This is a genomic window from Stenotrophomonas sp. SXG-1 (assembly GCF_014083965.1).
Classification (GTDB): domain Bacteria; phylum Pseudomonadota; class Gammaproteobacteria; order Xanthomonadales; family Xanthomonadaceae; genus Stenotrophomonas; species Stenotrophomonas geniculata.
In genome coordinates, this window is the sequence record NZ_CP046588.1 from 3,548,273 (window position 1) to 3,574,767 (window position 26,495).

The 26,495-nt window shown below is 67.0% G+C and carries 21 protein-coding genes; 7 read left to right on the top strand and 14 right to left on the bottom strand.

Translation table 11 applies throughout. From position 1 onward, the window contains the following. Positions 1-16 precede the first annotated feature (16 nt). A complete protein-coding gene (locus GOC52_RS16260) occupies positions 17-1,864 on the top strand; it encodes an SLC13 family permease (RefSeq protein ID WP_010481466.1) in 1,848 nt (615 codons plus the stop codon). A gap of 331 nt (positions 1,865-2,195) precedes the next feature. Here the strand turns inward: GOC52_RS16260 and GOC52_RS16265 are convergent, their stop codons facing one another. Then, the gene (locus GOC52_RS16265; protein WP_010481464.1) at positions 2,196-2,531 is read right to left on the bottom strand and encodes a Rieske (2Fe-2S) protein; all 336 of its coding nucleotides are present in this window, start codon (positions 2,529-2,531) and stop codon (positions 2,196-2,198) included. Between the two features lie 178 nt (positions 2,532-2,709). Here GOC52_RS16265 and GOC52_RS16270 point away from each other — a divergent pair, with 178 nt between their 5' ends. From GOC52_RS16270 to GOC52_RS16285, 4 genes are all read left to right on the top strand, one after another. Continuing rightward, complete coding sequence (locus GOC52_RS16270) at positions 2,710-2,991, top strand: hypothetical protein (RefSeq protein ID WP_010481462.1); 282 nt, start codon at positions 2,710-2,712, stop codon at positions 2,989-2,991. 75 nt (positions 2,992-3,066) lie between these two features. Further along, positions 3,067-3,783: a fumarylacetoacetate hydrolase family protein gene (locus GOC52_RS16275; RefSeq protein WP_019660190.1), complete on the top strand. Its 717-nt coding sequence runs from the start codon at positions 3,067-3,069 to the stop codon at positions 3,781-3,783. A gap of 55 nt (positions 3,784-3,838) precedes the next feature. Further along, a complete protein-coding gene (gene mscL / locus GOC52_RS16280) occupies positions 3,839-4,243 on the top strand; it encodes a large-conductance mechanosensitive channel protein MscL (RefSeq protein ID WP_010481458.1) in 405 nt (134 codons plus the stop codon). Positions 4,244-4,486: 243 nt separating this feature from the next. Continuing rightward, on the top strand, positions 4,487-5,908 hold the full coding sequence (locus GOC52_RS16285) for a M28 family peptidase (protein WP_191849898.1): 1,422 nt from the start codon (positions 4,487-4,489) through the stop codon (positions 5,906-5,908). A 185-nt stretch (positions 5,909-6,093) separates the two neighbouring features. On the opposite strand, the gene GOC52_RS16290 is transcribed toward GOC52_RS16285, so the two are convergent. From GOC52_RS16290 to GOC52_RS16325, 8 genes are all read right to left on the bottom strand, one after another. Beyond that, positions 6,094-6,927 (bottom strand): TrmH family RNA methyltransferase, encoded by an 834-nt coding sequence (locus GOC52_RS16290; RefSeq protein ID WP_191849900.1) that lies wholly within the window; start codon positions 6,925-6,927, stop codon positions 6,094-6,096. Beyond that, positions 6,920-8,437 carry an alanine/glycine:cation symporter family protein gene (locus GOC52_RS16295; RefSeq protein WP_191849902.1) on the bottom strand — a complete coding sequence of 506 codons (1,518 nt, stop codon included), beginning with the start codon at positions 8,435-8,437 and terminating at the stop codon, positions 6,920-6,922. Before GOC52_RS16295 ends, GOC52_RS16290 begins: the two co-directional genes overlap by 8 nt. 179 nt (positions 8,438-8,616) lie before the next feature. Beyond that, positions 8,617-9,156 (bottom strand): GNAT family N-acetyltransferase, encoded by a 540-nt coding sequence (locus tag GOC52_RS16300; RefSeq protein ID WP_088479603.1) that lies wholly within the window; start codon positions 9,154-9,156, stop codon positions 8,617-8,619. Next, entirely contained in the window at positions 9,149-12,274 is a 3,126-nt protein-coding gene (locus tag GOC52_RS16305; protein WP_049447386.1) for an efflux RND transporter permease subunit, read from the bottom strand. The genes GOC52_RS16300 and GOC52_RS16305 overlap by 8 nt, the downstream gene beginning before the upstream one ends. Next, positions 12,271-13,377, bottom strand: a complete 1,107-nt coding sequence (locus GOC52_RS16310) for an efflux RND transporter periplasmic adaptor subunit (protein WP_088479604.1) — start codon at positions 13,375-13,377, stop codon at positions 12,271-12,273. Before GOC52_RS16310 ends, GOC52_RS16305 begins: the two co-directional genes overlap by 4 nt. Before the next feature lie 274 nt (positions 13,378-13,651). Continuing rightward, the gene (locus GOC52_RS16315; RefSeq protein ID WP_191849904.1) at positions 13,652-15,715 is read right to left on the bottom strand and encodes a TonB-dependent copper receptor; all 2,064 of its coding nucleotides are present in this window, start codon (positions 15,713-15,715) and stop codon (positions 13,652-13,654) included. A gap of 72 nt (positions 15,716-15,787) precedes the next feature. Then, positions 15,788-16,219, bottom strand: coding sequence for a DUF2946 domain-containing protein (locus GOC52_RS16320; protein ID WP_126559667.1), 432 nt, complete (start codon positions 16,217-16,219; stop codon positions 15,788-15,790). 621 nt (positions 16,220-16,840) lie between these two features. Beyond that, positions 16,841-17,824 carry a LysR family transcriptional regulator gene (locus tag GOC52_RS16325; RefSeq protein WP_049447748.1) on the bottom strand — a complete coding sequence of 328 codons (984 nt, stop codon included), beginning with the start codon at positions 17,822-17,824 and terminating at the stop codon, positions 16,841-16,843. Between the two features lie 207 nt (positions 17,825-18,031). Here GOC52_RS16325 and cysK point away from each other — a divergent pair, with 207 nt between their 5' ends. Both cysK and GOC52_RS16335 read left to right on the top strand, forming a co-directional pair. Continuing rightward, positions 18,032-18,991: a cysteine synthase A gene (gene cysK / locus GOC52_RS16330; RefSeq protein WP_049447749.1), complete on the top strand. Its 960-nt coding sequence runs from the start codon at positions 18,032-18,034 to the stop codon at positions 18,989-18,991. 210 nt (positions 18,992-19,201) lie between these two features. Continuing rightward, on the top strand, positions 19,202-19,801 hold the full coding sequence (locus GOC52_RS16335; protein ID WP_005410830.1) for an O-acetyl-ADP-ribose deacetylase: 600 nt from the start codon (positions 19,202-19,204) through the stop codon (positions 19,799-19,801). Positions 19,802-19,892: 91 nt separating this feature from the next. On the opposite strand, the gene GOC52_RS16340 is transcribed toward GOC52_RS16335, so the two are convergent. The 5 genes from GOC52_RS16340 to GOC52_RS16360 form a co-directional block, all read right to left on the bottom strand. Further along, positions 19,893-21,035 carry an iron-sulfur cluster assembly protein gene (locus GOC52_RS16340; protein ID WP_057499336.1) on the bottom strand — a complete coding sequence of 381 codons (1,143 nt, stop codon included), beginning with the start codon at positions 21,033-21,035 and terminating at the stop codon, positions 19,893-19,895. A 129-nt stretch (positions 21,036-21,164) separates the two neighbouring features. After that, positions 21,165-22,169, bottom strand: coding sequence for a class I fructose-bisphosphate aldolase (locus tag GOC52_RS16345; protein ID WP_049447752.1), 1,005 nt, complete (start codon positions 22,167-22,169; stop codon positions 21,165-21,167). 279 nt (positions 22,170-22,448) lie between these two features. After that, positions 22,449-23,915, bottom strand: coding sequence for a pyruvate kinase (gene pyk, locus GOC52_RS16350; protein ID WP_191849906.1), 1,467 nt, complete (start codon positions 23,913-23,915; stop codon positions 22,449-22,451). Between the two features lie 208 nt (positions 23,916-24,123). Then, entirely contained in the window at positions 24,124-24,777 is a 654-nt protein-coding gene (locus GOC52_RS16355; RefSeq protein ID WP_143993920.1) for an HAD hydrolase-like protein, read from the bottom strand. Beyond that, positions 24,774-25,949 (bottom strand): phosphoglycerate kinase, encoded by a 1,176-nt coding sequence (locus GOC52_RS16360; RefSeq protein WP_049434788.1) that lies wholly within the window; start codon positions 25,947-25,949, stop codon positions 24,774-24,776. Before GOC52_RS16360 ends, GOC52_RS16355 begins: the two co-directional genes overlap by 4 nt. Between the last annotated feature and the right edge of the window lie 546 nt (positions 25,950-26,495).

Here is a 26,495-nt window from a genome sequence, read left to right on the forward strand (position 1 = left end):
GGACGCCGCGCCCCACATGGATACCGCGCTGACGCTGACCAACGACATGAAGCTCGTGCTCGGGCTGGTCGGCTTCACGATGGCGATGTTCCTGTTCGAGCGCATCCGCGCCGACGTGGTCGCGCTGGTGGTGCTGGTGGTGCTGGGTGTCACCGGCCTGATCGCGCCGGAGGAAATCTTCGGCGGTTTCTCCGGTAACGCGGTGATGAGCATCATCGCCACCACCATCCTCGGTGCGGGCCTGGACCGCACCGGGGCGCTGAACCGGCTGGCGGCCTGGCTGCTGCGTCGCGGCCATGGCGTCGAGCAGCGCTTGCTGATGATGACCACGGCCATCGCCGGCCTGAACTCGTCCTTCATGCAGAACCCGTCGGTGATGGCGCTGTACCTGCCGGTCGCCTCGCGACTGGCAGCGCGCACCGGCCTGACCCTGCAGCGCCTGCTGCTGCCGATCTCGGCGGCGATCGTGATGGGCGGCGCGCTGACCATGGTCGGCAACTCGCCGCTGATCCTGCTGAACGATCTGCTGGCCTCGGCCAACAACAACCTGCCCTCGGGCCTGGCCACCATCGAACCGCTGCGCATGTTCGCGCCGCTGCCGATCGGCGTGGCCCTGCTGATCGCCTCGCTGCTGTACTTCCGCTACTACGGCGACCGCAAGCTGATCGAGGAAGAGAACCTGGTCAACGACGGGGTCACGCCCGCGCGCACCGAGAGCTACTTCGCCAAGACCTACGGAATCGAAGGCGATGTGTTCGAGCTGGTGGTCAGTGCCGAAAGCCCGCTGGTGGGCATGACCCTGGGCGAGGCCGAGAACCTGCACGATGCCCCGCTGCTGCTGGCCCTGAAAACCGGCAACGACACCCGCCTGGCGCCGCCAGCGGAAATGCGCATCTGGGTCGGCAGCGTGCTCGGTGCGATGGGCCCGCGCGAGCAGATCAACGATTTCGCGCAGAACCAGTTCCTGCGCATGTCTTCGCGCCTGAAGCACCTGGGCGACCTGTTCAACCCGAGCCGTGCCGGTATTTCCGAGGCGGTGGTGCCGCCGACCTCCAACGTGATCGGCAAGAGCGCCGCCGACCTGCGCCTGCGCAAGGAGCGCGGCATCAGCCTGCTGGCGATCAACCGCGACAAGCAGGTGATCCGCGAGGACGTGCGCGACGTGCAGCTGCGCGCCGGCGACATGCTGGTCTTCCACAGCATCTGGACCGATCTGGCGCAGGCCGCGCGCAGCCGTGACTTCGTGGTGGTGACCGACTACCCGACCGGCGAGCAGCGCCCGCACAAGTTCAAGATCGCGATGGCGATCTTCGCGCTGACCATCCTGATCGCGCTGACCAGCAAGCTGCCGGTGGCGCTGACGCTGATGACCGGCGTGGCCGGCATGCTGCTGACCGGCGTGCTGCGCATGGACGAGGCCTATGCCTCGATCAACTGGAAGACGGTGTTCATGATGGCCGGGCTGATTCCGCTCGGCTGGGCGATGGATTCCAGTGGTGCGGCGGCATGGGTGGCCGGCCATACCATCGACAAGCTTCCCACAGGTATTCCGGTGTGGGTGCTGGAGGTGGCGCTGGCGCTGCTGACCACGGCATTCTCGCTGGTGATCAGCCATGTGGGCGCGACCATCGTGATGGTGCCCATTGCGGTGAACCTGGCACTGGCGGCGGGTGGCAACCCGACGGCGTTCGCGCTGATCGTGGCGCTGTCGGCGTCCAACAACCTGATGACGGCCTCCAACCCGGTGATTTCGATGATCACCGGTCCGGCCAACTACACCCCGCGCGAGATGTGGCGGGTCGGCGGACCGTTGTCGCTGATCTACACCTGTGTGGTGGTGTTGATGATCAACCTGATGTTCTGAGGGTTGGGTTTGTTGGCAGGGCTGCGCCCTGCACCCGCCGAAGCCGAAGCAACAGCAACAGCAACAGCGTGCATTCCGTGGGATGGCGGGGTGGGTCCGGTTGCGGGGGACGCTGCAAGTACGTCCCTGTAAGCTCGGTCGCCGCATCCATGCGGCTCACGCCCCCGCAACCGGACCCACCCCGCCTTCGACAGTTTTCCGCGAGCTGTCGGCGTTCTGCTCTGGTGGGTGTCGACCTTGGTCGACACGGTGGATCCAAGCCATGCGTGGATGAATCTCTGGATCCCCATTGATCCTATGAGTGCGAACCTTGGTTCGCGCACCGGTTACATCAGGCCAGGTAAACCTGCCCGTCGCGCACATCCACCGGCACTGCGCGCAGGCGGTCGCCCTTGCAGGGACCGGCGATGCAGTCGCCGCTGTCCAGCGCGAACGAGGCGCCATGTGCGGCGCAGACCAGGTGGCCTTCGCGGCTCTTCAGGAACTGGCCCGGGGCCCAGTCCAGGCGTCGGCCGGCGTGCGGGCAGATGTTCAGGAAGGCACGCACCTGCGCGCCGTCGCGGTACAGCACCAGCGATTCGGCATCGCCATCCACCACCGCTTCGACCTCGGCAAACGCGCCATCGGCAATGGCATCAAGGGCGATCAGGGAAGCAGCGGCAGTCATGGCGAAGGCTCGGACAGTAAACCCGCATTGTCGCATGCCCACTCAGGTGACTGGCTGCGACATGAACACAAGTCATTGATCCGTAATAAGCACAGGCTATATTTAACGAGTTTTTCACTCAATGACAGTGGCGCGTCCCGATACTCTGTTTTCGCTGATCCCAGCCTATCGAGCCGCCATGTTCAATCGCGCATCCGCCTTCAACCAGTTCCGCACCCTGTTCGCGCCGCGCAAGCCTCGTCACCCGCTGGTGCGCGTTGCCGTGGGCCTGCTTGGCCTGGCGATCCTGGCCGCGATGGTGTTCATCGGCGTGTTTGTTGGTGCGGCGATGATCATGGTCGGCCTGGCGTGGAAGCTGCTGGCCTCGCGCAAGCCGGGTGCCGCGCGTCCGGTCGACCCGACCGTGGTCGAGGGCGAGTACCGCGTGGTGCGCAAGCCGGTGTTGCCGGTCTCGCGCTGACTTACGCCATCCGCGCCCGCTGACGGCGGGCGCCATGCGTTCTAGACTGCGGGCACGCCCTTCCTGGATGCCCGCATGTCCGATGTCTCCGATGTGATCCCTGCCGTAGCACTGCCGCGTGTGCCGGTAGCCGGTGGCGGCAGTTTCCCCGTGCACCGCATCTACTGCGTCGGCCGCAACTTCGCCGACCACGCCCGCGAAATGGGCGCAGCGGTGCCCGCGGCCGATGACCGCGGCCGCCCGATGTTCTTCAGCAAGCCGGCCGATGCGATCGTGGTCGGCCACGACGATGCCATCCCCTACCCGCCGGCGACTGCCAACCTGCACCACGAAGTGGAACTGGTGGTGGCGATCGGCCGTGATGCGCCCGCGGGCGAGTTGGCCGTGGCCGATGCCGATGCGCTGGTCTACGGCTACGCCGTTGGCCTGGACCTGACCCGCCGCGACCTGCAGGCCGCCGCCAAGGACAAGGGCCACCCGTGGGACGCGGCCAAGGGCTTCGATGCCTCCGCGCCGATCAGTGAAATCGTCCACGCCGAGGAAGTGGGCGACCTGGCCGCGCTGAACCTGTCGCTGGAGGTCAACGGCGAGGTGCGCCAGCAGGCGCTGCTGGACCAGATGATCTGGAACGTGCCGGAGATCCTGCACGAGCTGTCCAAGCTGTGGCAGCTGCGTGCCGGCGACCTGGTGTTCATGGGTACCCCGTCCGGGGTGGCCGCACTGAAGCCCGGCGACCGTTTCAGTGCCCGCCTGGAAAACGTGGCCGAGCGCCACGGCGTGATCGCCGGCTGACATCACCTGCGCTACCCTGCGCGCTGTCCACTTCCCCCACCGGAGAAAAACAACAATGGGAATGCTCACCGAGTTCAAGGAATTCGCGATGCGCGGCAACGTCATCGACCTCGCCGTCGGCGTGGTGATCGGCGCGGCCTTCGGCAAGATCGTGACGGCGCTGGTCGAGAAGATCATCATGCCGCCGCTGGGCATGCTGATCGGCAAGGTGGATTTCTCGCAGCTGGCGTGGACGCTGTCGCCGGCCCGCATCGGGCCGGATGGCAAGGAGATTCCGGCGGTGGTGATCGGCTACGGCGACTTCATCAATACGCTGATCCAGTTCGTGATCGTGGCCTTCGCCATCTTCCTGGTGATCAAGGTGATCAACCGCCTGTCGCGCAAGAAGGAAGCCGCTCCCGCTGCGCCGGCCGAGGAAGTGGTGCTGCTGCGCGAGATCCGCGACAGCCTGAAGAAATAAGGTATCGGGCGCCTACCGGCGCCCCTCCCACCTGTAGAGCCGAGCCCACGCTCGGCTGATCTGCAAAAGGCAGCCGAGCATTGGCTCGGCTCTACAGAAGCAGGCGAAAGCCCCGCCCCGGCGGGGCTTTCGCTTTGCTGCATCTGGCGGAAAACAGCATCCGCGCCAGCCATGACCTCCCGCCCATGCACCGGGCTGAACGACTGTTAAGCTCCAAGGCTTGGTCCCTTCCCGGAGCTGTCCATGCGTCGCCGCGTCCTTGCCATCGCATCCTCCCTCGCCCTGCTGGCCGCCCCGGCCTTCGCGGCGCCGCACACCACCACCCTGGCCCCGGCGTCGCTGGCCACCGCCGCACAGCTGCGCGACCAGGCGCTGGCCGATGACACCGGCTGGAAGGTGGTCGAATCGCTCACCACCGAAATCGGCCCGCGCATTGCCGGCAGCGAGGCTGACGCCCGTGCCGTGGCCTGGGCCGAGGCCAAGTTCAAGGCACTCGGTTTCGACAAAGTCTGGAAGGAGCCGGTGACCTTCCCGAAGTGGGAACGCCGCAGTGAGCACGCCGCAGTGACCGGCAAAAACCCGCAGCCGCTGCAGATCACCGCACTGGGCGGCAGCCCGGGCGGCACGGTGGAAGCGGAAGTGGTGCGCTTCGCCGACCTGGCCGCACTGCAGGCCGCACCGGCCGGTTCGCTGAAGGGCAAGATTGCCTTCGTCGATTACCAGATGCTGCCGTTCCGCGATGGCCGCGACTATGGCCGTGGCGGCGCGATCCGCAGCAAGGGCCCGTCCGAAGCGATCCGCAAGGGCGCAGTCGGTTTCCTGATGCGCTCGGCCGGTACCGACTCGCACCGCGTGCCGCACACCGGCATCACCCGTTTCGATGACGGCCTGACCCCGGTGCCGTCGGCGGCGCTGTCGGTGCCCGATGCCGACCAGCTGGCGCGCCTGCTGGCCCGTGGCAGCACCACGGTGAAGGTCGCGCTGGATTGCGGCTGGGATGGCACCGCCACCTCGTACAACGTGATCGGTGAGATCACTGGCCACACCCTGCCGAAGGAAGTGGTGGTGATCGGTGGTCACCTGGATTCGTGGGACCTGGGCACCGGCGCGGTCGATGACGGCGCAGGCGTGGGCATCACCATGGCTGCTGGTCACCTGATCGGCCTGCTGAAGCAGGCACCGAAGCGCACCATCCGCGTGATCGCGTTCGCCAACGAAGAACAGGGTCTGTACGGCGGCAAGGCCTACGCCGAAGCACATGCAAAGGACGTGGCCCTGCACCAGCTGGCTGCCGAGAGCGACTTCGGCGCAGGCCGCATCTACGCCTTCAATACCGGTTCGCCGAACCCGGAAGGCTCGCGCGAAGCGACCAGGCAGATTGCCGAAGTGATGAAGCCGCTGGGCATCGAGTACCAGGCCGACAAGGGTGGCCCGGGCCCGGACGTCGGCCCGCTGGCCGCCAAGGGCGGTGCGTGGGCGTGGCTGGCGCAGGATGGCTCGGACTACTTCCACCTGCACCACACCGCCGACGACACGCTGGACAAGATCGACCCGAAGGCACTGGCGCAGAACGTGGCCGCGTATACCGTGTTCGCGTACCTGGCGGCGGAGGCTGATGGCAGTTTCGGCAGCGAGGCCAAGGCGACCACGCCGCCGAACGAATGATGCGGTAGCGACAGGCCCTGCCCGGCCGAGCGCAACGGCAGGAGCGGTGCGAACCAAGGTTCGCACCCACCAAGGCAGATTTCGCACCCACCAAAGAAGATCCCGCATCGGTAGCGCCGGGCCATGCCCGGCGAGCGCAGCAGCAGGAGCGGTGCGAACCAAGGTTCGCACCCACCGGGCGCCACTCAGCTGCGGCGGCTGGCCCACTGCGCCAGCAATACCGCCGTGGCCGAGGCCACGTTGAGGCTCTCCACCGCACCGCTGCCGGGAATGGAGACCTGCAGATCGCACTGCCCTGCCAGGTTGCGGTCCATGCCTTCGCCTTCGGCGCCCATCACATACACCAGCCTGTCCGGCAGGGACGCGCGAAACACGTCATCACCGCCCTCCACCAGGGTCGCGGCCAGCCCGAAGCCGGCCGCACGCAGCTGCGCCATCGCCTGAGCAGTCTCCGGCAGCTGCACCAGCTGCACCGATTCCGCACCGCCTTCGGCCACGCGTGCGGCAGCGCCGGACAGCGCCAGTGTGCTGCCAGCCGGCAGCAGCAGCGCCTTGACGCCGAAGTGCGCGGCCGAGCGCAGGATCGCACCGAAGTTGTGCGGATTGCCGACACCGTCCAGCCACAGCGCCAACGCCGGGCCTTCGCCCAGATCCTCCAGCCACTGTGCCAGCGGCACGACCGGCGCGCGCAGCACGTCAGCCACCAGGCCTTCGTGGTGCGTGGTGGCGGCCAGCTTGTTGAGATCGCCCTCTTCCACCACGCGATAGCCCACGCGGTTGGCCACGCACCACTTCAGCACCGGCTGCATGCGCGGAATCAGCGCGTCCACCAGGTACAGCTTGCGCAGCGCCTGCGGGCGCTTGGCGAACAGGGCCTGCACGGCGTTCCAGCCATACAGGCGTAGTTCGTCGTTGCCACGCCCCGGCGGTGGCGAGGTGCCGCCCTCACGCGGTGGCAGCGGGGTGGCCCGCGGCGGTCGCGACGACGGGCGGCGGGCGTTCTTCCAGGGATCATTCACTACGGGACAACTCCAGCTTGCGTTGACGCCAGAAATCGGCGTTCTTGATGCCCAGGGCATCGGGGTCGAAGATCGGATCGAGGCCGAGCTTCTTCTGTCGTTCGTAATCACGCAGGGCCAGCATGGCCGGCTTCTGGATGATGAGGATGGCAATGATGTTCAGCCAGGCCATCAGGCCCACGCCGATGTCACCCAGCGCCCAGGCCAGGGTGGCATTGTGGAACGCGCCGAACACCACCATGCCGATGATGCCCAGGCGCAGCAGCAGCACGGTCAGCGGGCGCTTCTTGTTGTGGTTCACATAGCTGAGATTGGTCTCGGCCATGTAGTAGTACGCCATGATGGTGGTGAAGGCGAAGAAGAAGATGGCGATCGATACGAACGCCGAACCCCAGCCCGGCAGCACCGCTTCCACGCCGGCCTGCGCGTAGCCCGCGCCTTCCGGAATGCCGGCCAGGCCCTGGAAGATCGGCTCGGCGCCGGCCACGGGCGAGTACACGTTGTAGGTGCCGCTGGCCAGGATCAGGAACGCGGTGGCGGTACACACCATCATGGTGTCGAAGTAGATGGCGAAAGCCTGCACGTAACCCTGCTTGGCCGGGTGCGAGACTTCCGAGGCGGCTGCCGCGTGCGGGCCCGAGCCCTGGCCGGCTTCGTTGGCGTAGATGCCGCGCTTGATGCCCCACTCCACCGCCAGGCCCATCATCGCGCCGAACGCGGCGTGGGTGCCGAAGGCGCTCTTGAAGATGATGCCGAACATTTCCGGCACGCGGTCGTAGTTGATGATCATGATGACGATGGCCATCAGGATGAAGCCGGCGGCCATGAACGGCACCACCACTTCGGCGAAGTTGGCGATGCGCTTGACGCCGCCGAAGATCACCACGCCCAGCAACAGCGCGACCACGATGCCGATGCCCAGCTTCAGCGCCTGCACCGATTCCATGCCGAAGGCCTGGCCATCGAGCGGGCCGCACAGTGCGGTGCCACGGCAGGCGTTGATGATGCTGTCGGCAATGGCGTTGGCCTGCACGCCCGGCATCAGGAAGCCGGCGGCGATGATCGTGGCGATGGCAAAGGCCAGCGCGTACCACTTCAGGCCCATGGCCTTTTCGATGTAGTACGCCGGGCCACCGCGGTAGCGGCCTTCGGCGTCCTTGGTCTTGTAGATCTGCGCCAGGGTGCATTCCACGTACGACGTGGACGCGCCTAGGAAGCCCATCACCCACATCCAGAAGATGGCACCGGGGCCGCCGAAGGCGATGGCGGTGGCCACGCCGGCGATGTTGCCGATGCCCATGCGGCCGGCCATCGACATGGCCAGGGCCTGGAACGAGGACACGCCGGCGTCGGATTTCTCACCCTTGACGGTGAGGCGGCACATCTCGAAGAAGCCGCGGATCTGCATGAAGCGCGTGCGCAGGCTGAAGAACAGGCCGGCGGCCAGGCACATGAAGATCAGCGCCTTGCTCCAGATGATGCTGTTGATGAAATGTACGGTAGCTTCCACGCGCGCTCTCTCCAGTCGGCGGGTTGTAAGGACGTCCCGTCGGCTGGAAGGGACCGGTCGATTCTCCCTGATCGAAGGCCGCTGCGGTAGCGCTGTTTTGTAGAGCCGAGCCCATGCTCGGCTTGGGCCCCGAGGGCAGCCGAGCATGGGCTCGGCTCTACAGCGGCCAGCCCGCGTCTTCAGGGCAGCTGCGTGCGTACCCGGGCGAACCGGCGCAGGTCGTGCAGGACGCCGCGCTTGTAGACCGCGCAGCGCTCCACGCCTTCTTCCTGGAAGCCGTTCTTCTCCAGCACCCGGGCCGAGCCGAGGTTGAAGTCGACCACGGTGGCCTGCAGCCTGAACAGGCGCAGTTCGTCCATTACCCACGGTGCGAACTGGCCGACCACGCGGGTCATCACGCCCTGGCCCCAGTAGGCCTGGCCCAGCCAGTAACCCAGTTCGGCGGTATGCCCACGTTCGGCCACGCCCTGCTGGGCACCGACGCTGCCGCAGGCCTGGCCGTCTATCTCGATGGCCAGGTTCAGGGTGCCGGGGGCCAGCACGCGGCCCGCGAGGAAGGCCTCGCCATCCTCGCGCGTGTACGGGTACGGAAAGCGATCACGCAGGCCCCGCGACACTTCGGCGTCGTTGGCATGGCGCAGCAGCGATTCCAGATCATCCGGGCGCCAGGGGCGCAGCTGGAAGCCGTCGCCCCGCAGCAGAGTGGTCGGATCAGGCATGGCCGCCCACCGAGGGCGATTCCGCTTCCTGCTTCTCCAGTTCGCGCTTCACCGCTTCCGGCGAGCGGGTGTAAGGGGCCAGCCGCGCGTAGAACGCCGGCACCACGAACAGCGACAGGAAGGTGGACAGGGTGACGCCGAAGATGATCACGATGCCGATCGTGCCACGGCTGGCCGAACCGGGGCCACCGGCCACCACCAGCGGAATCGCACCGACCACGGTGGCGATGGAGGTCATCAGGATCGGGCGCAGGCGCACCATCGCCGATTCGATGATCGCTTCGCGCACGGTTCTTCCGTCGTCGCGCAGCTGGTTGGCGAATTCGACGATGAGGATGCCGTTCTTCGCTGCCAGGCCGACCAGCATGACGATGCCGATCTGGCTGAACAGGTTCACCGTGCCGCCGCTCACCCACAATCCGACCAACGCACCGAGCACGCCCAGCGGCACGGTCAACATGATGGTCAGCGGGTGGATGAAGCTCTCGAACTGCGCGGCCAGCACCAGGTAGACCACCAGCAGGGCCATCGCGAAGGTCAGCAGCACAGCGCCGCCAGCGCTCTGGTACTCGCGCGATTCACCCTTCCAGTTCACCTGCGCGTACTGCGGCAGCTCTTCGCGCGTGACCTGCTGCGCCCAGGCGATGGCCTCACCCAGCGGATAGCCCGGCGCCAGGCCGGCGCTGATGGTGATCGAACGCAGTCGGTTGAAGCGGTTCAGGGTGCCGGCCTCGGCCACTTCGCTCAGTGTGACCAGGTTGGACAGCGGCACCAGTTCGCCGGAGGTGGCTCGCACGCGGATCGCGGCCAGGTCGGCCGGGCTGGCACGGCCATCGCGACCGGCCTGCACCAGTACGTCGTATTCCTCGCCGTTGTCGACGAAGGTGGTGACACGGCGCGAACCCATCATGGTTTCCAGCGCCGAACCGATCGCGGTGACCGGCACGCCGAGGTCGGCCGCACGCTGGCGGTCGATGTTCACCCGCATCTGTGGCCGGGTTTCCTTGTAGTCCGAGTCCGGGCCGACCAGGCCGGGATTGTCGGCCATGCGCAGCAGAATGCGGTCGCGCCACTGCGCGATCTCGGCGTATTCCGGGCCACCCAGCACGATCTGGAACGGCTGCCCGCCACTGCGCACCAGGCCGCCACCCACCTGGGTGCGCACGCGCACGCCACGGATGGTGTCCAGCTCCTTCTGCAGTTCGTTGGCGACTTCCGGCGTGCCTTCGCTGCGCTGACGCCACGGCTGCAGGAACACGCTGACGCGGCCGGTGTGCATTTCCTCGCTGGCGCCGAAGCCGCCGGGCACGCGCGGGTTGGCGCGCACGATCGGCTTGTCCGCGCCCACGTGCGGCGCCAGCAGCGCTTCCACCTGCTGCACCTGCTGCACGGTGTAGTCGTAGCCGGCGCCTTCCGGTCCATCGATCATGATCTGGAACGAACCGCGGTCTTCGGCCGGCGCCAGTTCCGACGGCAGCACCTTGATCAGCAACCAGCTGGCCGCCAACGCAGCAACCATCACCAGCAGATAGATCCAGGTGCGATCCACATGATGATCGAGCACCCGCCCATAGGCACCCGCCAGGCGTTCCAGGTTGCGATTGATGAAGCCGTGCAGGCCGCGCGGTGCCTGCCCGGTATGCGGCTTGAGCAGCTTGGAGGCCATCATCGGCGTCAGTGTGAGCGCCACGAACGCCGACAGCGCCACTGCGGCGGCCAGCGCCACTGCCAGTTCGCGGAACAGGCGCCCGGTGTTGCCTTCCAGGAAACCGACCGGCAGGAACACCGCCACCAGCACGGCGGTGGTGGCGATCACCGCGAAGGCGACCTGCGCCGTACCCCGCTTGGAGGCCACCAGCGGCGGCTCGCCCAGGTCGATGCGGCGCTGCACGTTCTCCACCACCACGATCGCATCGTCCACCACCAGGCCGATGCACAGCACCAGAGCAAGCAGGGTCAGCAGGTTGATCGAGAAGTCGAACGCATACAGCGCGATGAACGCCGCGACTAGGCACACCGGTACCGTCACCGCCGGAATCAGTGCGGCGCGGAAGCTGCCGAGGAACAGCCAGATCACCGCCAGCACCAGGATCATCGCCTCCACCAGCGTGGCGTAGACGCGGTCCACGGCGGCTTCGATGAAGGTGGTGTTGTCGAACGCAACGAAGATCTGCGTGCCCTTGGGCAGCGACAGCGCCACACGCTCGGCTTCGGCACGCGCAGTGCGCGCCACGTCCAGCGAGTTGGCGGTGGAGGTCTTGACGATGCCCAGGCCGATGCCCGGCTCGCCGTTGCTGCGGTAGTATGCGCGACGCTCGGCCGAGGCCAGCTCGATCTTCGCCACGTCGCCCATGCGCACCACGTAGCCATCGCGGCCCTTGCCCAGCGGGATGGTCGCGAAGTCTTCCGGCTTGATGTAGTTGCGCTCCACGCGCAGGGTGAAATCACGGTCGGTCGACTCGATGCGCCCGGCCGGCAGTTCCACGTTCTCGTTGCGCAGCGCGGTTTCCACGTCGCCGGTGGTCAGCCCGCGTGCGGCCAGCTGGTCACGGTCCAGCCAGATGCGCATTGCATAGCGCTGGCGGCCGCCGATGCGGACCTGGGCCACGCCGTCGAGGCTGGAGAAGCGGTCGACCACGTAGCGGTCGGCGTAGTCGCTCAGCTCCAGCGTGTCCATGGTCGAGGAGACCATGTTGAACCAGATGATCGGGTCGGCATCGCTTTCGACCTTGGCGATTTCCGGCGGCCGCGCTTCTTCCGGCATGCGGTCGGCGACACGGCTGACCGCGTCGCGCACGTCATTGGCCGCCGCTTCGATATCGCGGTTGGAGGTGAACTCGATGCTGACCTGCGAGCGGCCGTTGGTGCTGCGCGCGTTGATCGTATCGATGCCTTCGATGCCGGCCAGCGCATCTTCCAGCACCTGGGTGATGCGGCTTTCGATGACCGCTGCCGAGGCGCCGGTGTAGTCCACCGATACCGAGACGATCGGCGGATCGATGGCGGGCAGTTCGCGCAGGGTCAGGCGGGTGAAGGACATCACGCCCAGCACCAGCAGCAACAGGCTCATCACCACGGCGAACACCGGCCGCTGGATGGAGACGTCGGACAGCTTCATCCGCCGTGGCCCTCGGCCGCGACCGGTGCAGCGGCGTCAGCGGGCTTTGCACCGCTGGCCGGTGCCGCATCCTTGGCCGCGACCTTCAGGCCTGGGCGCAGCTTGCCGGTGCCATCTACCACGATGCGCTGACCGGCTTCCAGGCCTTGCTTGATCTCAACCACGCCGGCGCGGCGCGCACCGGTCACCACGTCCACGCGCTCGACGCTGTCGTCGCTCTTGATGCGGTACACGAACGTGTCGCGGCCCACCTGCACCACGGCGATTTCCGGCACCACCAGCGCCGGACGCTCGGGGCGGAACAGGCGCACGTCCAGCAGCATGCCCGGGCGCAGCGCGTGGTCGCTGTTGGCGAAATCGCCGCGCACGGTCACCGCACGGGTCGCCGGGTCGATGCGTGCGTCGATGGTGCTGACCACGCCCTCGAAGGTGCGGCCCGGCCACGCCACGCTGGTGGCGCTGACCTTGTCACCGACGCCCAGCGCGGCCAGTTCCACTTCCGGCACCTGGAAATCGATGTGCATGTGCTCGATGTCGTCGAGCGTGGCGATCACCGTGGTCGGCGTCAGCAGCGTGCCCGGGCTCACCTGGCGGATACCCAGGACCCCAGCGAACGGCGCACGCACGCGGCGGTCGCCGATATCCGCCTGCATCTGCGCCACACGCGCCTCGGCGGCATCACGGATCGACTTCTGCGTATCCAGCGTGGCGCTGGACACCAACCGCTGGGCGGCCAGCTCGCGCTGGCGCTTGTACAGCTGGTCGGCCTCGTGGAAGGTGGCCTGCGCCTGCACCAGCGCAGCCTCCTGGGCCTGGCCGCGCAGGGTCACGATCGGTGCGCCGGCGGCGATGTGCTGGCCGCTTTCGAAGTGCACCTTCTCGACGATCTCGCTGACCTTGGCGGTGACGCTGATCGACTCGCGTGCCTTGGCCGTGCCCAGTGCCTGCAGGGTGTCGTTCCACTGCCGGGACTGCACGACCTGCGCGGTGACCGGCACCGCTTCTCCCTGCCGACGCGCGGCGGCCTCCTGTTTGCCTGCGCACCCGGCCAGCACGGCCAGGCTGAGGCCAAGGGCCAGGGTCGAAGCGATACGAGCCAACATGAATGGTCCTGATTGATCCACGGCCGCCGAGTGTAGGCAAGGGCCCGCAAAAGCGGTATGTGCCAAGCGTTTACCAGCGTGGAACCAGTGCCGTGATAGCGCCCGGAATCCGTTCCGTGCAAGGCGGGTCGTGGCGATGTCGGCGTGTGTCGAGGTGTATCCAGCCGTGCACCGCAGGCGTTGCCATCGTAGAGTCGAAGCTGCCCGGCAGAGGGCGTCGGGCGGGGACGGATCCTGGCGGGGATCCGGCCCCGGTTTTTTTACACCCGGCGGATCAATACCGGTAGTTCACCTTCATCCACAGGCTGCGGCCCGGCTCGTTGATGCGCACCGGATCGGCCGGGAAGCCGAAATCGGCGCTGCCGGCCAGGTTCAGATGCTCGCTGTAGGCACGGTCGAACAGATTGTCGACACCCGCGCTGAGCTGCAGCTGCGAACTGAAGCGGTAGGCCGCATTGAGCGCGAAGGTGGCGAAGCCGGCACTCGGCCCCAGGTCCTGCGCAACCACATTGCCTTGGCCATCGGCGACACGATGCTGGTGGGTCACCGCGCGCAGCAGCGCACCGGCACTCCAGCGCTCGCCTTCCCAGTTCGCGCTCAGGCGTGCTTCCAGCGGCGGCATCTGCGGCAGCGGACGCTGCTGGTCGCGGTTCTCGCCCCAGGCATAGGCCAGCGTACCGCCCAGCTTCCATCGTTCGGCCAGGCTCACTTCCAGCCCGGCCTCGGCACCGGCAATGCGCGCCTGCACGTTGTCGGCCTGGCTCAGGCCCATCATGCCGCTGCCGTGATAGGTGAACAGGATGTAGTCCTGGATCTGCCCGGCGTACGCCGAGACCCAGGCCTGCACGCGCGGTCCCTTGTACTGCAGGCCGACGTCGAGCTGGGTGGTGCGTTCGGGCTGCACGCCGGTGAACGCGTTCACCGCGCCGGCTGGGCCATGGTTGGGCGAGAACAGCTCCCAGTAGTCGGGCATGCGCTCGCTGTGGCCGAGACCGGCATACCAGGTCAGGCCATCGGCCAGATCCTGCTCGTAGCGCAGGAAACCGCTGCCGAGCCATTCCTTGCGGCGCTGGCCCGCAGTCGGATTGGGCATGTTCCCCATCATTCCGCGGATCGAGTGCCGCTCGTCGCGCACGCTGGCGCGGTCAATGCGCAGGCCGCTGATCCAGCGCTGGTCGGTGCCGGCGCCCAGGGTCAACTCAGTGAACACGCCATAGCGGCGGAAGTTGGCATCGGTCTCCCAGACGGCCTGTCGGTAGGTGTCGCGGCCCATGCCCATGCGGCCACGATGGCGGCTGTCCTCGCCATCCACACCGGCCACCAGCTGCACGTCCTGCCAGCGCCACTCGGAACTGACCCGGCCGCCCTGGGTACGGCGATCCACGTTCGACGCCATCGGCATCGGCATCATGCTGTGCGGGTTCGGCGTGCGCAGCGTGTAGTTGTCCATCACGTGGTCGGCCTCGTTGTAGTACACGTTGGCCTGCAACGTGTCCCACGCACCGGGAAGATTTCGTTTTTCGAAGCGCGCGGCATAGCTGGTGCGTTCGAACGCGGCACCGTCCATGCCGCGCCCGGCGTAACGCGCGATGGCATCACCGGCACCGGCGGAGATTTCCAGCAGCGTGTCGACATCCGGCGTCCAGCCGATGGCCACGTCGCCATTCCACTTGCGCCACTTCGAGGGCACCACATCACCGTGGCCATCCTTGTAGTCGTCAGCTTCGGAACGGTTGCCGCTGGCGCGTACATAGCCGGTCGGATTGCCCAGGGTCAGGTCCAGCACCTGGTCGTTGCGGTTGCGCGAGCCAACCAGCGCACTGGCGTCCGCCCGCAGGCCAGGCTCCTCGAAGCGCGGCGTATCGCGTTCGAAGCGCACGGTGCCGGCCGAGGCACCGGCGCCCCAGCGCACGCTCTGCGGGCCCTTGATGATGGTCAATCGGTCGAAGCTCTCCGGCGCGATGTAGGACAGCGGATTGTCCATGCGCGATGGGCAGGCGCCGATCAGGTTGCCATCGTTGCTGAGGATGTTCAGGCGCGAACCGAACATGCCGCGCAGCACCGGGTCGCCGTTGGTGCCGCCATTGCGGATGGCGGAGAAGCCGGGGACGGTCTTCAGGTAATCGGCACCGTCGCTGGCCGGCACAGGCTGCCGCGGCAGGCGCGGATCGGTCACCCAGTGCAGCGGCGAGGACGGTGCGGCGGCGGTGACCACCATCGTGTCGAGGGTGCGCGCCTGCTCGGCAGGCGCAGCATGGGCCAGTGACGCGGCCACGGCCAGGCCAAGGGCAACCGGCAGGCGCGCGCAGGCGCCCGCGGGGCGGGAAGTCATTTTCATCGGAACAGCTCCAAAGTACGCACGCGCGCACGGCGCCCGGTCAGGCGTCGTGCGGCAGATTCGATAGGGACATCAGCGGACGATGGAGAGGCGCGGCGGCCCACGTGCGGCATGCGCCGGCCAGCGCAGTGCCGGCAGCACCTGTTGCGACCACGGGAACACCAGGCGCGGCCGCCACAGCAGCGGCAACAGCAGCACCAGCACCGCCAGCCACGGCAGCAGGCGCATGGCCAGCACGCAGTATTCGCAGGCTTCGCCGTGCATGGCGTGGGGGTCGGCTGGGCGGTTGGGCGCTGCCGGCGCAGCGCCATGCTGATCGTGCCCGGCCATGGCCATGTCGTGCATGTCGTGGCCCATGGCGGCGTGGTCCATGCCTGCCATCGCGGCGTGCTCCATCGGCTGCGCCTGCAGCGCGCGGCTGACCAGGGGCGCAAGCACCATCAGCAGCGTCGCCAGGACGGCGAGCTGGAGCAGAAGGCGCTGCGGGCGGGACAGGCGGGTCACCCCGCTAGTGTAGAGCCGGGTCCAGGGTTGCCCGTGCGACGAACCGTCGCAGGAGGGGTTTATCGGCAGGGCTGCGCCCTGCACCCGCCGAATCAACGTCAACGCCAACGTCAAAAGCGGGCAATCCGTGGGATGGCGGGGCGGGTCCGGTTGCGGGAGACGCCGTAAACCCATCCATGGGGGCTTGGCCGCGGCATCCATGCCGCGGACACTCCCGCAACCGGACCCACCCCGCCTTCGACAGATCTCCGCGATCTGCAGTAGATCCACGCCATGCGTGGATGCTTTTCGATTTCAATTCGAAATATTCGATTTCGATGGAGATTCATCCACGCATGGCGTGGATCTACCGTGTCGACCAAGGTCGACATCTACCAACAGCCGCCGGAATCTGTCAGGGGTGGGGCGGTGTCGGAGTGCGGGGTGTCAGCCGCATGGATGCGGCTGCCAAGCTTACAGGGACGTACTTGCAGCGTCCCCGCACTCCGACACCGCCCCGCCAACCCACGGAATGCCGCTTCTGCTGTTGCTGTTGCTGTTGCTGTTGCTGTTGCTGTTGCTGTTGCTGTTGCTTGAATGCCGCAGCAGGTGCAGGGCTGCAAGCCCTGCTCGACCAACCCCTCACACCGTGATGGTCTGGGTCAATGACTCCCACGTCGGTGGCACCGGCCACGCCGCCGCCTGGTTGCCGTCCAGCACCCGCCGCAGATCGCGCGGATCAATCTGCGGTGCCAGCACATGCACCAGCTCCAGCGCGTAATCACGCAGCACACGGTCGCGCGGCAGCACCGCCCAGGCAATGCACTCGGTGATCGGCTCCGGGGCCGGCCACGAGCGCAGGTCTTCATCGTTGGAACTGACCGCCATCTCCGCCAGCAGGCCTACACCCAGACCGGTACGCACGTAGGTCTTGATCAGATCCGCATCGAGCGCGGTCAGTGCCAGGTCGGGCGCCAGCCCATTGGCGGCGAAGGCACGCTGCAGCGACGAGTTCGGACGGGTCGAGGACTCGTAGCTGATCAATGGCTGGCGGGCCAGCGCGGCCAGGTCCGGGGCGCGGCCGGCGCGGTCCAGCGGGTGGCCCTTCGGCACCACCACCAGCCGCCGCCAGCGGAACAGCGGCACCGCGATGCCATCGGTGGGCTCACCGCCGGCGGTGCTGATGATGGCGATATCGGCATCACCCTGGTTCAGGCGATCCAGCGCATCGGCTTCGCCGGCCTGCTGCAGGTGCACGCTCACCTGCGGGTAGGCCTGTTTGATCGCCGCCACCGCCGGCGGCAGCACGAAACGCGCCTGGGTGTGGGTGGTGGTCAGGATCAGCTGGCCCTGGCTCTCGCGGCGCTGGTTGGCCGCATAGGTGCGGATGTTGTTGGCCTCGGCCAGTACCGCACGGGCGCGGGCGATGACCTCGGTGCCGGCCGGGGTAACCGACTCCAGACTGCGGCCCTTGCGTACGAACAACAGGAAGCCAAGCTCGTCCTCCAGCTGCTTGAGCTGCTTGGACAGGCCGGGCTGGGTGGCATGCACGCGCGAGGCAGCCAGCGTGATGTTCAGCTCGGCGTCGGCGATGGCAACCAGATAGCGCAGCTGGGTCAGCGTCATGGGAGGCAGGCGGCGTGGGGCGGAGGTCCACTCTAGGGTCATTTGCCGTCACCAGCTTATAACCAAAGGTTGTTTAAGAAAGGTATCTGGTCATTTCCGGGCGTCATATGCCGGCGCTACGGTCAGCCGGCAGCCGCTGGCCTGAACAGCCAGCCCTCCCCCTTCGCCCGCCGAAACCCGGCGCGGCCCCGTTTCCGGAGCGCTTCCATGGCCCTGTACGACTCCATCCTCGATACCGTCGGCAACACCCCCATCGTCAAGCTGCAGCGCCTGGCGCCACCGCAGGTCAGCGTCTACGCCAAGGTCGAGTCGTTCAACCCGGGCGGCTCGGTGAAAGACCGCCTGGCGCTGGCGATCATCCTCGACGCCGAAGCGCGCGGGGTGCTCAAGCCGGGCGACACGATCGTGGAGGCCACCTCGGGCAACACCGGCGTGGCACTGGCGATGGTCGCCGCCGCGCGCGGCTACAAGTTCGTGGCCACCATGGTCGAGACCTTCTCGGTGGAGCGCCGCAAGCTGATGCGCGCCTATGGCGCCAAGGTGATCCTGACCCCGGCCGCCGAACGCGGCAGCGGCATGGTGCGCAAGGCTGCTGAACTGGCAGAGCAGCATGGCTGGTTCCTGGCCAGCCAGTTCGCCAACCCGGCCAACCCGGCGTATCACCGCAACACCACCGCCGCCGAGATCCTGCGCGACTTCGCCGGCAAGCGGCTGGACTACTTCGTCAGTGGCTGGGGCACCGGCGGTACGCTCACCGGCGTGGGTGAAGTACTGAAGGTCGCGCGCCCGCAGACCCGCATCATCGCCACCGAGCCGGCCGGCGCCGCACTGCTGAAGGGCGATGACTGGAAGCCGCACAAGATCCAGGGCTGGACCCCGGACTTCGTGCCGGATGTGCTCAACCGCGATGTGGTGGATGAATTGGTGACGGTGGAAGATGACCGCGCCATAGCCACCGCACGCCGACTGGCTGCGGAGGAAGGCATCTTCGTCGGCATCTCCGCCGGCGCTACCGTGGCCAGCGCACTGGACGTGGCCGCGCGTGCCGAACCGGGCTCAGTGATTCTCGCCATGCTGCCGGACACCGGTGAACGCTATTTCTCCACGCCGCTGTTCGCCGATGTGAATGAGGGTTCCGACGACGACTGGCTGGCCGGCCTGCCGTGACACCCGGGGTCGGCTTCCTTTTCCGCAGGGGAAGGGAGCCGCCCTCCTCCGCTTCAGCCTGCGTGAAGGCGTCGCCCGCCATCGTGCGTGAAGACCGTCGGATCGCAGCGCGTGAGACGGTCATGACGCAGTATCGATGCCCTGTCCCCTACCGTGGGAACAGCCGGCGCAGATGCTGCGCGGATCACCTCACAGGCAGGAGACGGACGCATGAAGATCGAAGTTTGGCAGGGCGACATCACGACCCTGGCGGTGGATGCGATCGTCAACGCGGCCAACGAAACACTGCTCGGTGGCGGCGGGGTGGACGGCGCGATCCATCGTGCAGCGGGCCCCGCATTGCTGGCCGAATGCGAGCAGCTGCCGGAACTGCGCCCGGGCGTACGTTGCCCGACCGGCGAAGTACGCGCCACCAGCGCTTACGCTTTGCCTGCACGCTATGTACTGCACACGGTGGGCCCGGTCTGGCATGACGGCCAGCGCGATGAACCGGCGTTGCTCGCCAACTGCTACTGGAAGTCGCTGCAACTGGCCGAATCGCTGGGTGTGCAGTCGATCGCGTTCCCGGCCATCAGCTGCGGCGTATACGGCTATCCGCTGTACCAGGCCGCACAGATTGCAGTGACCGAAACACTGGCCTGGCAGCGCAGCCACGCGCAACCGATGCGCATCGTGCTGGTGGCGTTCAATACCGCTACGGCCAAGGCCTACCAGCAGGCGTTGAGTGCCGCCGGGCAAAGCGCCGACAGCGAACCGCGCGGGTCGATGCTCCCGCCCCTGGGTGACGCGGGCTTCGCCGCTGCGCACTGAACCGCAGCGCGGCAGGTAGAAGAAAAGGCCGGACATTGCCCGGCCTTTTCCGTTGCAGCCTTGATGTCATCCACGCTACGCGTGGACCACCTCAACGGCTGGCAGCTTCCACCGCTGCAGCGTCATCGGCCACGGCGGCGGCATCGGCCGCAGCGCGGGCCGCAGAGGCCGCAGCACCGTCAGCACTGGCCCCATCCACCTGCACGCGCACTTCCACCATGCCTGCGCCATTGTTCAGGCTGGAAACGTCGACAGTGTAGTGACCGGCCGGCAGGGTCTCTTCCAGGCGCGAGTTGGTACCGTTGCCACCGTCGTCGTCGGTCAACTCGACATCGCCACCGACCACGCGCAGCACGGTATCGACCTGGCTGGAAATCGCATCCAGGCGCACGTCGGCCGGGCGGTCCAGGGTCAGCAGGAAGCGGCGGCGGCCATCGTTGTCGAGCATCGTGTACACGCTGCCCGACTTCGGCAGTGCAGTGCCATCGCGCTCGACCAGATTGCCGGGCAGCTCGATGCGGTTGGCCGACAGGGTGAACATGCCATTGACGCCGTCGCCCAGGCCACGTGCGGTCAGGGTGTACTTGCCCGGCTTCAGTGACAGGGTCAGGCGCGAGTTGGTGCTGTCCCCGCCATCGTCATTCTCGGCATCCACGCCCTGGCCCGACAGCTTCAGCACCGGATCGAAGACCTCCGACACCAGGCGGATCTCGTACAGGCCGGCCTTGTCGACCTGCAGGGTGTAGTCCTGGGAACCACCGGCCAGCATGTCGACGATCTCGCCACTGCCCGCGAGCGGCTTGCCGTCATACGGCACCAGCTTCTCGGCGCGCAGGCGGTACGGACCGTAATCGGTCGAGCCGTTGGCGTTGACCGCCACCTGGTAGGTGCCGCCACCGTTGGCACGGAAGGCAAGCGAAACGTCGCCTTCGCGCTCGTAGCCGGTGTTGCTGCTGGCCACCAGGCTGCCGTTGTTGAACACGGCGATCGAGCCGCTCAGCGAACCGGTCAGCTTCAGCCCGACCAGCTGCTTGTCTTCCAGCTTGATCTGGTAGAGCTGGTGGTGGCTGCCGTCGTTGTAGTTGATGCCGCTGCGCGAGGTGATCTCGCCGGACACCGGCTTGTCGAAATCGAGCGACGCGGCCTTGCCTGCGTCACCACCGCCACCGAGACGGTTGCACCCGCCGGCGACCAGGACCGTGGCGACGGCCAGTGTGAGTGCTGCCAAACGCATGTTGTTTCTCCTTGGCCTTCCATGTGGTTCCCGCGTACCGGCCGGGCACGCGGGGGCGGAAAAGATACCCGCAAAAGCAAACGCCGGCGTGATGCCGGCGCTGCCTTGTTCATCCAGCGATGGGACGGATCAACCGTTCCACTTGCCCAGCGCGGCCAGGCCGTTGTCCTTGGCGCGCTCGTACACGGTCTTCTGGGCAGCGGCGTAGTTGCCCTTCATGTCCTTGGCCCACAGCTTCAGCGCGGCCTGCTGCATGGCGCGGCCGTAGGAGAAGCTCAGCGGCCACGGCAGGTTGCCCAGCTGGTTCATCGCGTTCAGGTGCTCGGTGGACTGCTCGTCGCTCTGGCCACCGGACAGGAACACCACGCCCGGCAGGATCGCCGGCACGGTGCTCTTCAGGCACATCACGGTCGACTCAGCCACTTCCTCGACGTCGGCCTGCTCATCGCAGTTCTTGCCGGAGATGACCATCGAGGCCTTCAGGATGGTGCCTTCCAGCAGCACGTTCTGCTGGTACAGCGCGTCGAACAGCGAACGCAGGGTGGCTTCGGTGACTTCGTAGCAGGTCTCGATGTCATGGTCGCCGTCCATGATCACTTCCGGCTCGACCATCGGCACCAGGCCGCATTCCTGGCACAGGGCGGCATAACGGGCCAGCGCGTGAGCGTTGGACTCGATGCAGGTGCCCGACGGAATGCTCTCGCCGATGTTGATGACCGCACGCCACTTGGCGAAGCGCGCACCCAGCTTGTAGTACTCCTGCAGGCGCTCGCGCAGGCCGTCCAGGCCTTCGGTGACCAGCTCGCCCGGGCAGCCGGCCAGCGGGTGCGCACCCTTGTCCACCTTGATGCCCGGAATCATGCCGTGGTCAGCCATGTACTTGGCGAACGGCACGCCGTCCTTGGTCGACTGACGGATGGTTTCGTCAAACAGGATGGCGCCGGAAATGTGCTCGTTGAGCTTCGGCGTGGTCAGCAGCAGTTCGCGGTAGGCACGACGGTTCTCCTCGGTGTTCTCGATACCGACGCCAGCGAAACGCTTGGCGATGGTAGCGGTGGATTCGTCGATCGCGATGATGCCCTTGCCCGGGGCAACCATGGCCTGGGCGGTTTCAGCCAGCTGTTCGATGCTCATGTACTTCCTGTGGCGGGTGCGGGAAAAACGTAAGTATAGCCCCGCTACCCGTTGCCCCGACGTGGAGGCCAGGCTGGAAACGATTCCAATGCCCGCGCAGGACAATCATTGACCCATGCGGACTGAGCGTGGGTACCGCGCAAACCCGGATCCCGGGACGAGTGCCCCCTGAGTCAGGGGGCGGCCGTGCAGCGGCGGGGGTCTGGATGCTGGTAAGAAGGGGCCCACGATCTGCACAGCAGATCGTGGGGCGGCAGCGCGCATGCGATGGCGCGTACCTTACAGGTCGCCCAGCCCAATGGCGCGGCCGTCTTCGCCCACTTCCAGCAGGCGCAGGGTATTGGTGGCACCGTGGGTTTCCATGTGCTCACCGCTGGTGAACACGACGCGGTCGCCGGCCTGCAGCAGGTCGGCTTCCACCAGCAGGCGGATGCTGCCACGCGCCGCTTCGCGCGGGGTCAGGCCACGGCTGTCGAAATTGATCGGATAGACGTCGCGCATCAGCGCCATCTGCCGGCGTGCGCCGTCATGGCGGGTGACCGCGAACACCGGCGCCTTGGCGCGGAAACGCGACAGGTAACGCGCAGTGCCGCCGGATTCGGTCATCGCCACGATCGCGCGCACGCCCACGTGCTGCGACAGGAACATGGTGGCCATGGCGATGGCCTGGTCGGCACGTTCCAGGTTGCGCGGCGAAGCGTTGAAGTCGGTCTCGGTCTGGAACTGGCGCTCGGCACCCAGGCAGATGCGTGCCATCGCTTCCACGGCCTTGACCGGGTAGGCACCGGCAGCGGTTTCGGCCGACAGCATCACCGCGTCGGTGCCGTCGATGACCGAGTTGGCCACGTCCAGCACTTCGGCGCGGGTCGGGATCGGGCTTTCGACCATCGACTGCAGCATCTGCGTGGCGGTGATCACCACCTTGTTCTGGGCCAGCGAGGCCTTGATGATCTTCTTCTGCAGGCCCGGCAGTTCGGCGTCGCCGATTTCCACGCCCAGGTCGCCACGGGCCACCATCACCACGTCGCTGGCCTCGACGATCTCTTCCAGGTTCTCGATCGCCTCGGTACGCTCGATCTTCGATACCAGCGCAGCATCGCAGCCATGCGAGCGGGCGATGTCACGCGCATCGTTCATGTCCTGCGCGTTGCGGCAGAACGACACGGCGATGAAGTCGACACCGATCTTGGCGACGATGCCGATCAGCTCCTTGTCACGCTCGGTCAGCGCGCCCAGCGAGAGGCCGCCGCCCTGCTTGTTCAGGCCCTTGCGGTCGGACAGCACACCGTCGTTCAGTACGGTGTTGATGATGCGCTCGCCCTGCACCTCCACCACCTGCAGCTGCATCAGGCCATCATCGAGCAGCAGGACATCGCCCGGGCCGACGTCCTGCGGCAGGCCGAGGTAGCTGACGCCCACCTGGGTCGCATCGCCGGGGCCGGCGTTGGCGCTGGCGATCAGGTCGAAGCGGTCACCCGCCTTGAGCTGCACCTTGCCTTCGGCGAAGCGTTCGATGCGGATCTTCGGGCCCGGCAGGTCAGCCAGGATGCCCACTTCCACGCCCACGCGGGCCGCAGCAGCACGCACTTCGGCGGCACGCTTGGCCTGGCCGGAGGGATCGCCGTGGCTGAAGTTGAGGCGCACCACGTTGACGCCGGCGCGGAACAGATCCTCCAGCACGCCCGGCGGATCAGTGGCCGGACCGAGGGTGGCAAGGATCTTGGTGCGACGCTGACGCTCGAACATGGTGAATGGGCCTCTCCCGATAAAGAACGGAAATTAGCACATCCTTCACGCCGCATGTATACGGTTACAGCCTTGTGCTGCCTGACTTCGCGGGTCATGGAACGGACATCGGCCGGACATACGCTGGCGCAGGGCGTGCTGTAGCCGAGCCCATGCTCGGCTGGGCACACGCCGAAGCAGCCGAGCATGGGCTCGGCTCTACAGGAGCCTAGGCCAACAGCGTCGTCAGCTGTGCTGGCTCACGGGCCAGCTGGCCGGCACCGGCTTCGGTGAGTTCGGCCTCACCGCCGAAACCCCACAGCGCGCCGACACTGCGCAGGCCGTGGTGGCGTGCGCCTTCGATGTCCATGCGGCGGTCGCCGATCATCCAGCACTGCGCGGGCTGCACCTGCAGGCGGCGCAATGCCTCACCCACCAGTTCCGGCTTGTGGCTGCGCGAACCGTCCAGGGTCGAACCGACGATCTCCTCGAACAGCCCGCCGAACGGCAGGTGGGCGAGGATGCGGCGCGCATGCGGCTCGTTCTTGGCCGTGACCACCGCCAGGCGGTGGCCACGACCGTGCAGCGTGCGCAGGGTGTCTTCCACCTGCGGGTACACCGTATGCTCGCGCCAGCCCTCGGCGTCGAAGCGCTCACGGTAGTAGCCCACCGCCTGTTCCACCCGCGCCGGTTCAACGAACAGTGGCGCGAAGGTGGTCCGCAGCGACGGACCGATCCAGCCCAGCAGCGTCTCCTGCGGCGGCACCGGATGGTCCATCTTCTGCAGCGCGTAAGCGATGCAGGCGGTGATGCCCACCTGCGAATCGATCAGCGTGCCATCGAGGTCGAAGAACAGCACATCCTTGCCGCGCTCGGCACTCATGCGCCGCGCGCGTCGAGTGCGGCCACCGCCGGCAGGGTCTTGCCTTCCAGGAACTCCAGGAACGCACCGCCGCCGGTGGAGATGTAGCTGACCTGCTGGGCGATATCGAACTTGTCGACCGCGGCCAGGGTGTCGCCGCCACCGGCGATGGAGAATGCCGGCGAGCTGGCGATGGCGCGGGCCAGCGCTTCGGTGCCCTTGCTGAAGGCTTCGAACTCGAACACGCCGACCGGGCCGTTCCAGACCACGGTGCCGGCCTTGTCGATCAGCTGCGCGTACTGCGCAGCGGTCTGCGGGCCGATGTCCAGGATCAGATCGTCTTCGGCAACCGCGTCGACCGCCTTCACTTCAGCAACCGCGTCCGGCATGAACTGCTTGGCGGTGACCACGTCCACCGGCAGCGGAATGTCGGCGCCACGCGCCTTGGCATCGGCCACGATTTTCTTGGCGGTATCCAGCAGGTCCGGCTCGTACAGCGACTTGCCGACGTTGTAGCCGGCGGCAGCAATGAAGGTATTGGCGATGCCACCACCGACGATCAGCTGATCGACCTTGCCGACCAGGTTGGCCAGCAGTTCCAGCTTGGTGCTGACCTTGCTGCCGGCGACGATGGCCAGCAGCGGCTTGGCCGGTGCATCCAGCGCCTGCGCCAGCGCGTCCAGTTCGGCCATCAGCAGCGGGCCACCGGCCGCCACCGGGGCGAAGCGGATGACACCGTGGGTGGAGGCCTGCGCACGGTGCGCGGTGCCGAAGGCATCCATCACGAACACATCGCACAGCGCCGCGTACTTCTTCGACAGGGCTTCATCGTCCTTGCCCTCGCCGACGTTCATGCGGCAGTTTTCCAGCAGCACCAGCTGACCCGGCTGCACGTCGACGCCGTCGACCCAGTCACGCACCAGCGGAACCTCGCGGCCGAGCAGCTCGGACAGGCGCTGGGCAACCGGCGCCAGCGACTCGGCTTCGCTCCACACGCCTTCCTTCGGGCGCCCCAGGTGCGAGGTGACCATCACCGCCGCGCCCTGCTCCAGCGCGCGCTTGAGCGTCGGCAGCGAAGCGGTGATGCGCTGTTCGGAGGTGATGCGGCCATTCTCGATCGGCACGTTCAGATCCTGGCGGATCAGCACGCGCTTGCCGGAGAGGTCGAGGTCGGTCATGCGGACGATGGACATGGGCAACTCTTTGGCTCAGGGACGGGATGCCGGGGTACGGCAGACGGCCATTGTATCGGGTGCGGGTGGTGGGAGGGTCGATGCCTGCGGCAGGCAGAGGCGCACGGCAACGGCAACGGCAACTGCCAAAGCGCTGACGCTTCATGATGCTGGGGGTGGGCCGGGGTGGTGTGGGCTCGCGGGGGACGCCGTGAATCCATCCCTGGAGGCTCGGGCGCGCCATCCATGGCGCTTACGCCCCCGCGAGCCCACACCACCCCGGCCTCGACAGGTTCATGAGGCGGAGCGGACGGCAAAGGCAAGATCGGTTTCTGATGTCGGAGAAAAATGTAGAGCCGAGCCCGTGCTCGGCTGGGTCTATCGCGAACAGCAGCCGAGCGTGGGCTCGGCTCTACAAAGAGCGCCCTGCCAAGCAGCTTTTGCTCTTCTTTTTTTCTTTCCGTGGGTGGACGCACACGGAAATTGTCAGAGGCCGGGCGGGGTGGGTTCGCGGGAGTGTCCGCGGCATGGATGCCGCGGCCAAGCCCCCAGGGACGGGTTCACGGC

What these genes read in the sequence shown, in the direction of transcription:
- GOC52_RS16260 (WP_010481466.1), top strand. Translation starts at nt 17, where the DNA reads ATGGATACCGCGCTGACGCTGACCAACGACATGAAGCTCGTGCTCGGG.
- GOC52_RS16265 (WP_010481464.1), bottom strand. Translation starts at nt 2,531, where the DNA reads ATGACTGCCGCTGCTTCCCTGATCGCCCTTGATGCCATTGCCGATGGC.
- GOC52_RS16270 (WP_010481462.1), top strand. Translation starts at nt 2,710, where the DNA reads ATGTTCAATCGCGCATCCGCCTTCAACCAGTTCCGCACCCTGTTCGCG.
- GOC52_RS16275 (WP_019660190.1), top strand. Translation starts at nt 3,067, where the DNA reads ATGTCCGATGTCTCCGATGTGATCCCTGCCGTAGCACTGCCGCGTGTG.
- mscL (WP_010481458.1), top strand. Translation starts at nt 3,839, where the DNA reads ATGGGAATGCTCACCGAGTTCAAGGAATTCGCGATGCGCGGCAACGTC.
- GOC52_RS16285 (WP_191849898.1), top strand. Translation starts at nt 4,487, where the DNA reads ATGCGTCGCCGCGTCCTTGCCATCGCATCCTCCCTCGCCCTGCTGGCC.
- GOC52_RS16300 (WP_088479603.1), bottom strand. Translation starts at nt 9,156, where the DNA reads ATGCCTGATCCGACCACTCTGCTGCGGGGCGACGGCTTCCAGCTGCGC.
- GOC52_RS16305 (WP_049447386.1), bottom strand. Translation starts at nt 12,274, where the DNA reads ATGAAGCTGTCCGACGTCTCCATCCAGCGGCCGGTGTTCGCCGTGGTG.
- GOC52_RS16310 (WP_088479604.1), bottom strand. Translation starts at nt 13,377, where the DNA reads ATGTTGGCTCGTATCGCTTCGACCCTGGCCCTTGGCCTCAGCCTGGCC.
- GOC52_RS16315 (WP_191849904.1), bottom strand. Translation starts at nt 15,715, where the DNA reads ATGAAAATGACTTCCCGCCCCGCGGGCGCCTGCGCGCGCCTGCCGGTT.
- GOC52_RS16325 (WP_049447748.1), bottom strand. Translation starts at nt 17,824, where the DNA reads ATGACGCTGACCCAGCTGCGCTATCTGGTTGCCATCGCCGACGCCGAG.
- cysK (WP_049447749.1), top strand. Translation starts at nt 18,032, where the DNA reads ATGGCCCTGTACGACTCCATCCTCGATACCGTCGGCAACACCCCCATC.
- GOC52_RS16335 (WP_005410830.1), top strand. Translation starts at nt 19,202, where the DNA reads ATGAAGATCGAAGTTTGGCAGGGCGACATCACGACCCTGGCGGTGGAT.
- GOC52_RS16340 (WP_057499336.1), bottom strand. Translation starts at nt 21,035, where the DNA reads ATGCGTTTGGCAGCACTCACACTGGCCGTCGCCACGGTCCTGGTCGCC.
- GOC52_RS16345 (WP_049447752.1), bottom strand. Translation starts at nt 22,169, where the DNA reads ATGAGCATCGAACAGCTGGCTGAAACCGCCCAGGCCATGGTTGCCCCG.
- pyk (WP_191849906.1), bottom strand. Translation starts at nt 23,915, where the DNA reads ATGTTCGAGCGTCAGCGTCGCACCAAGATCCTTGCCACCCTCGGTCCG.
- GOC52_RS16355 (WP_143993920.1), bottom strand. Translation starts at nt 24,777, where the DNA reads ATGAGTGCCGAGCGCGGCAAGGATGTGCTGTTCTTCGACCTCGATGGC.
- GOC52_RS16360 (WP_049434788.1), bottom strand. Translation starts at nt 25,949, where the DNA reads ATGTCCATCGTCCGCATGACCGACCTCGACCTCTCCGGCAAGCGCGTG.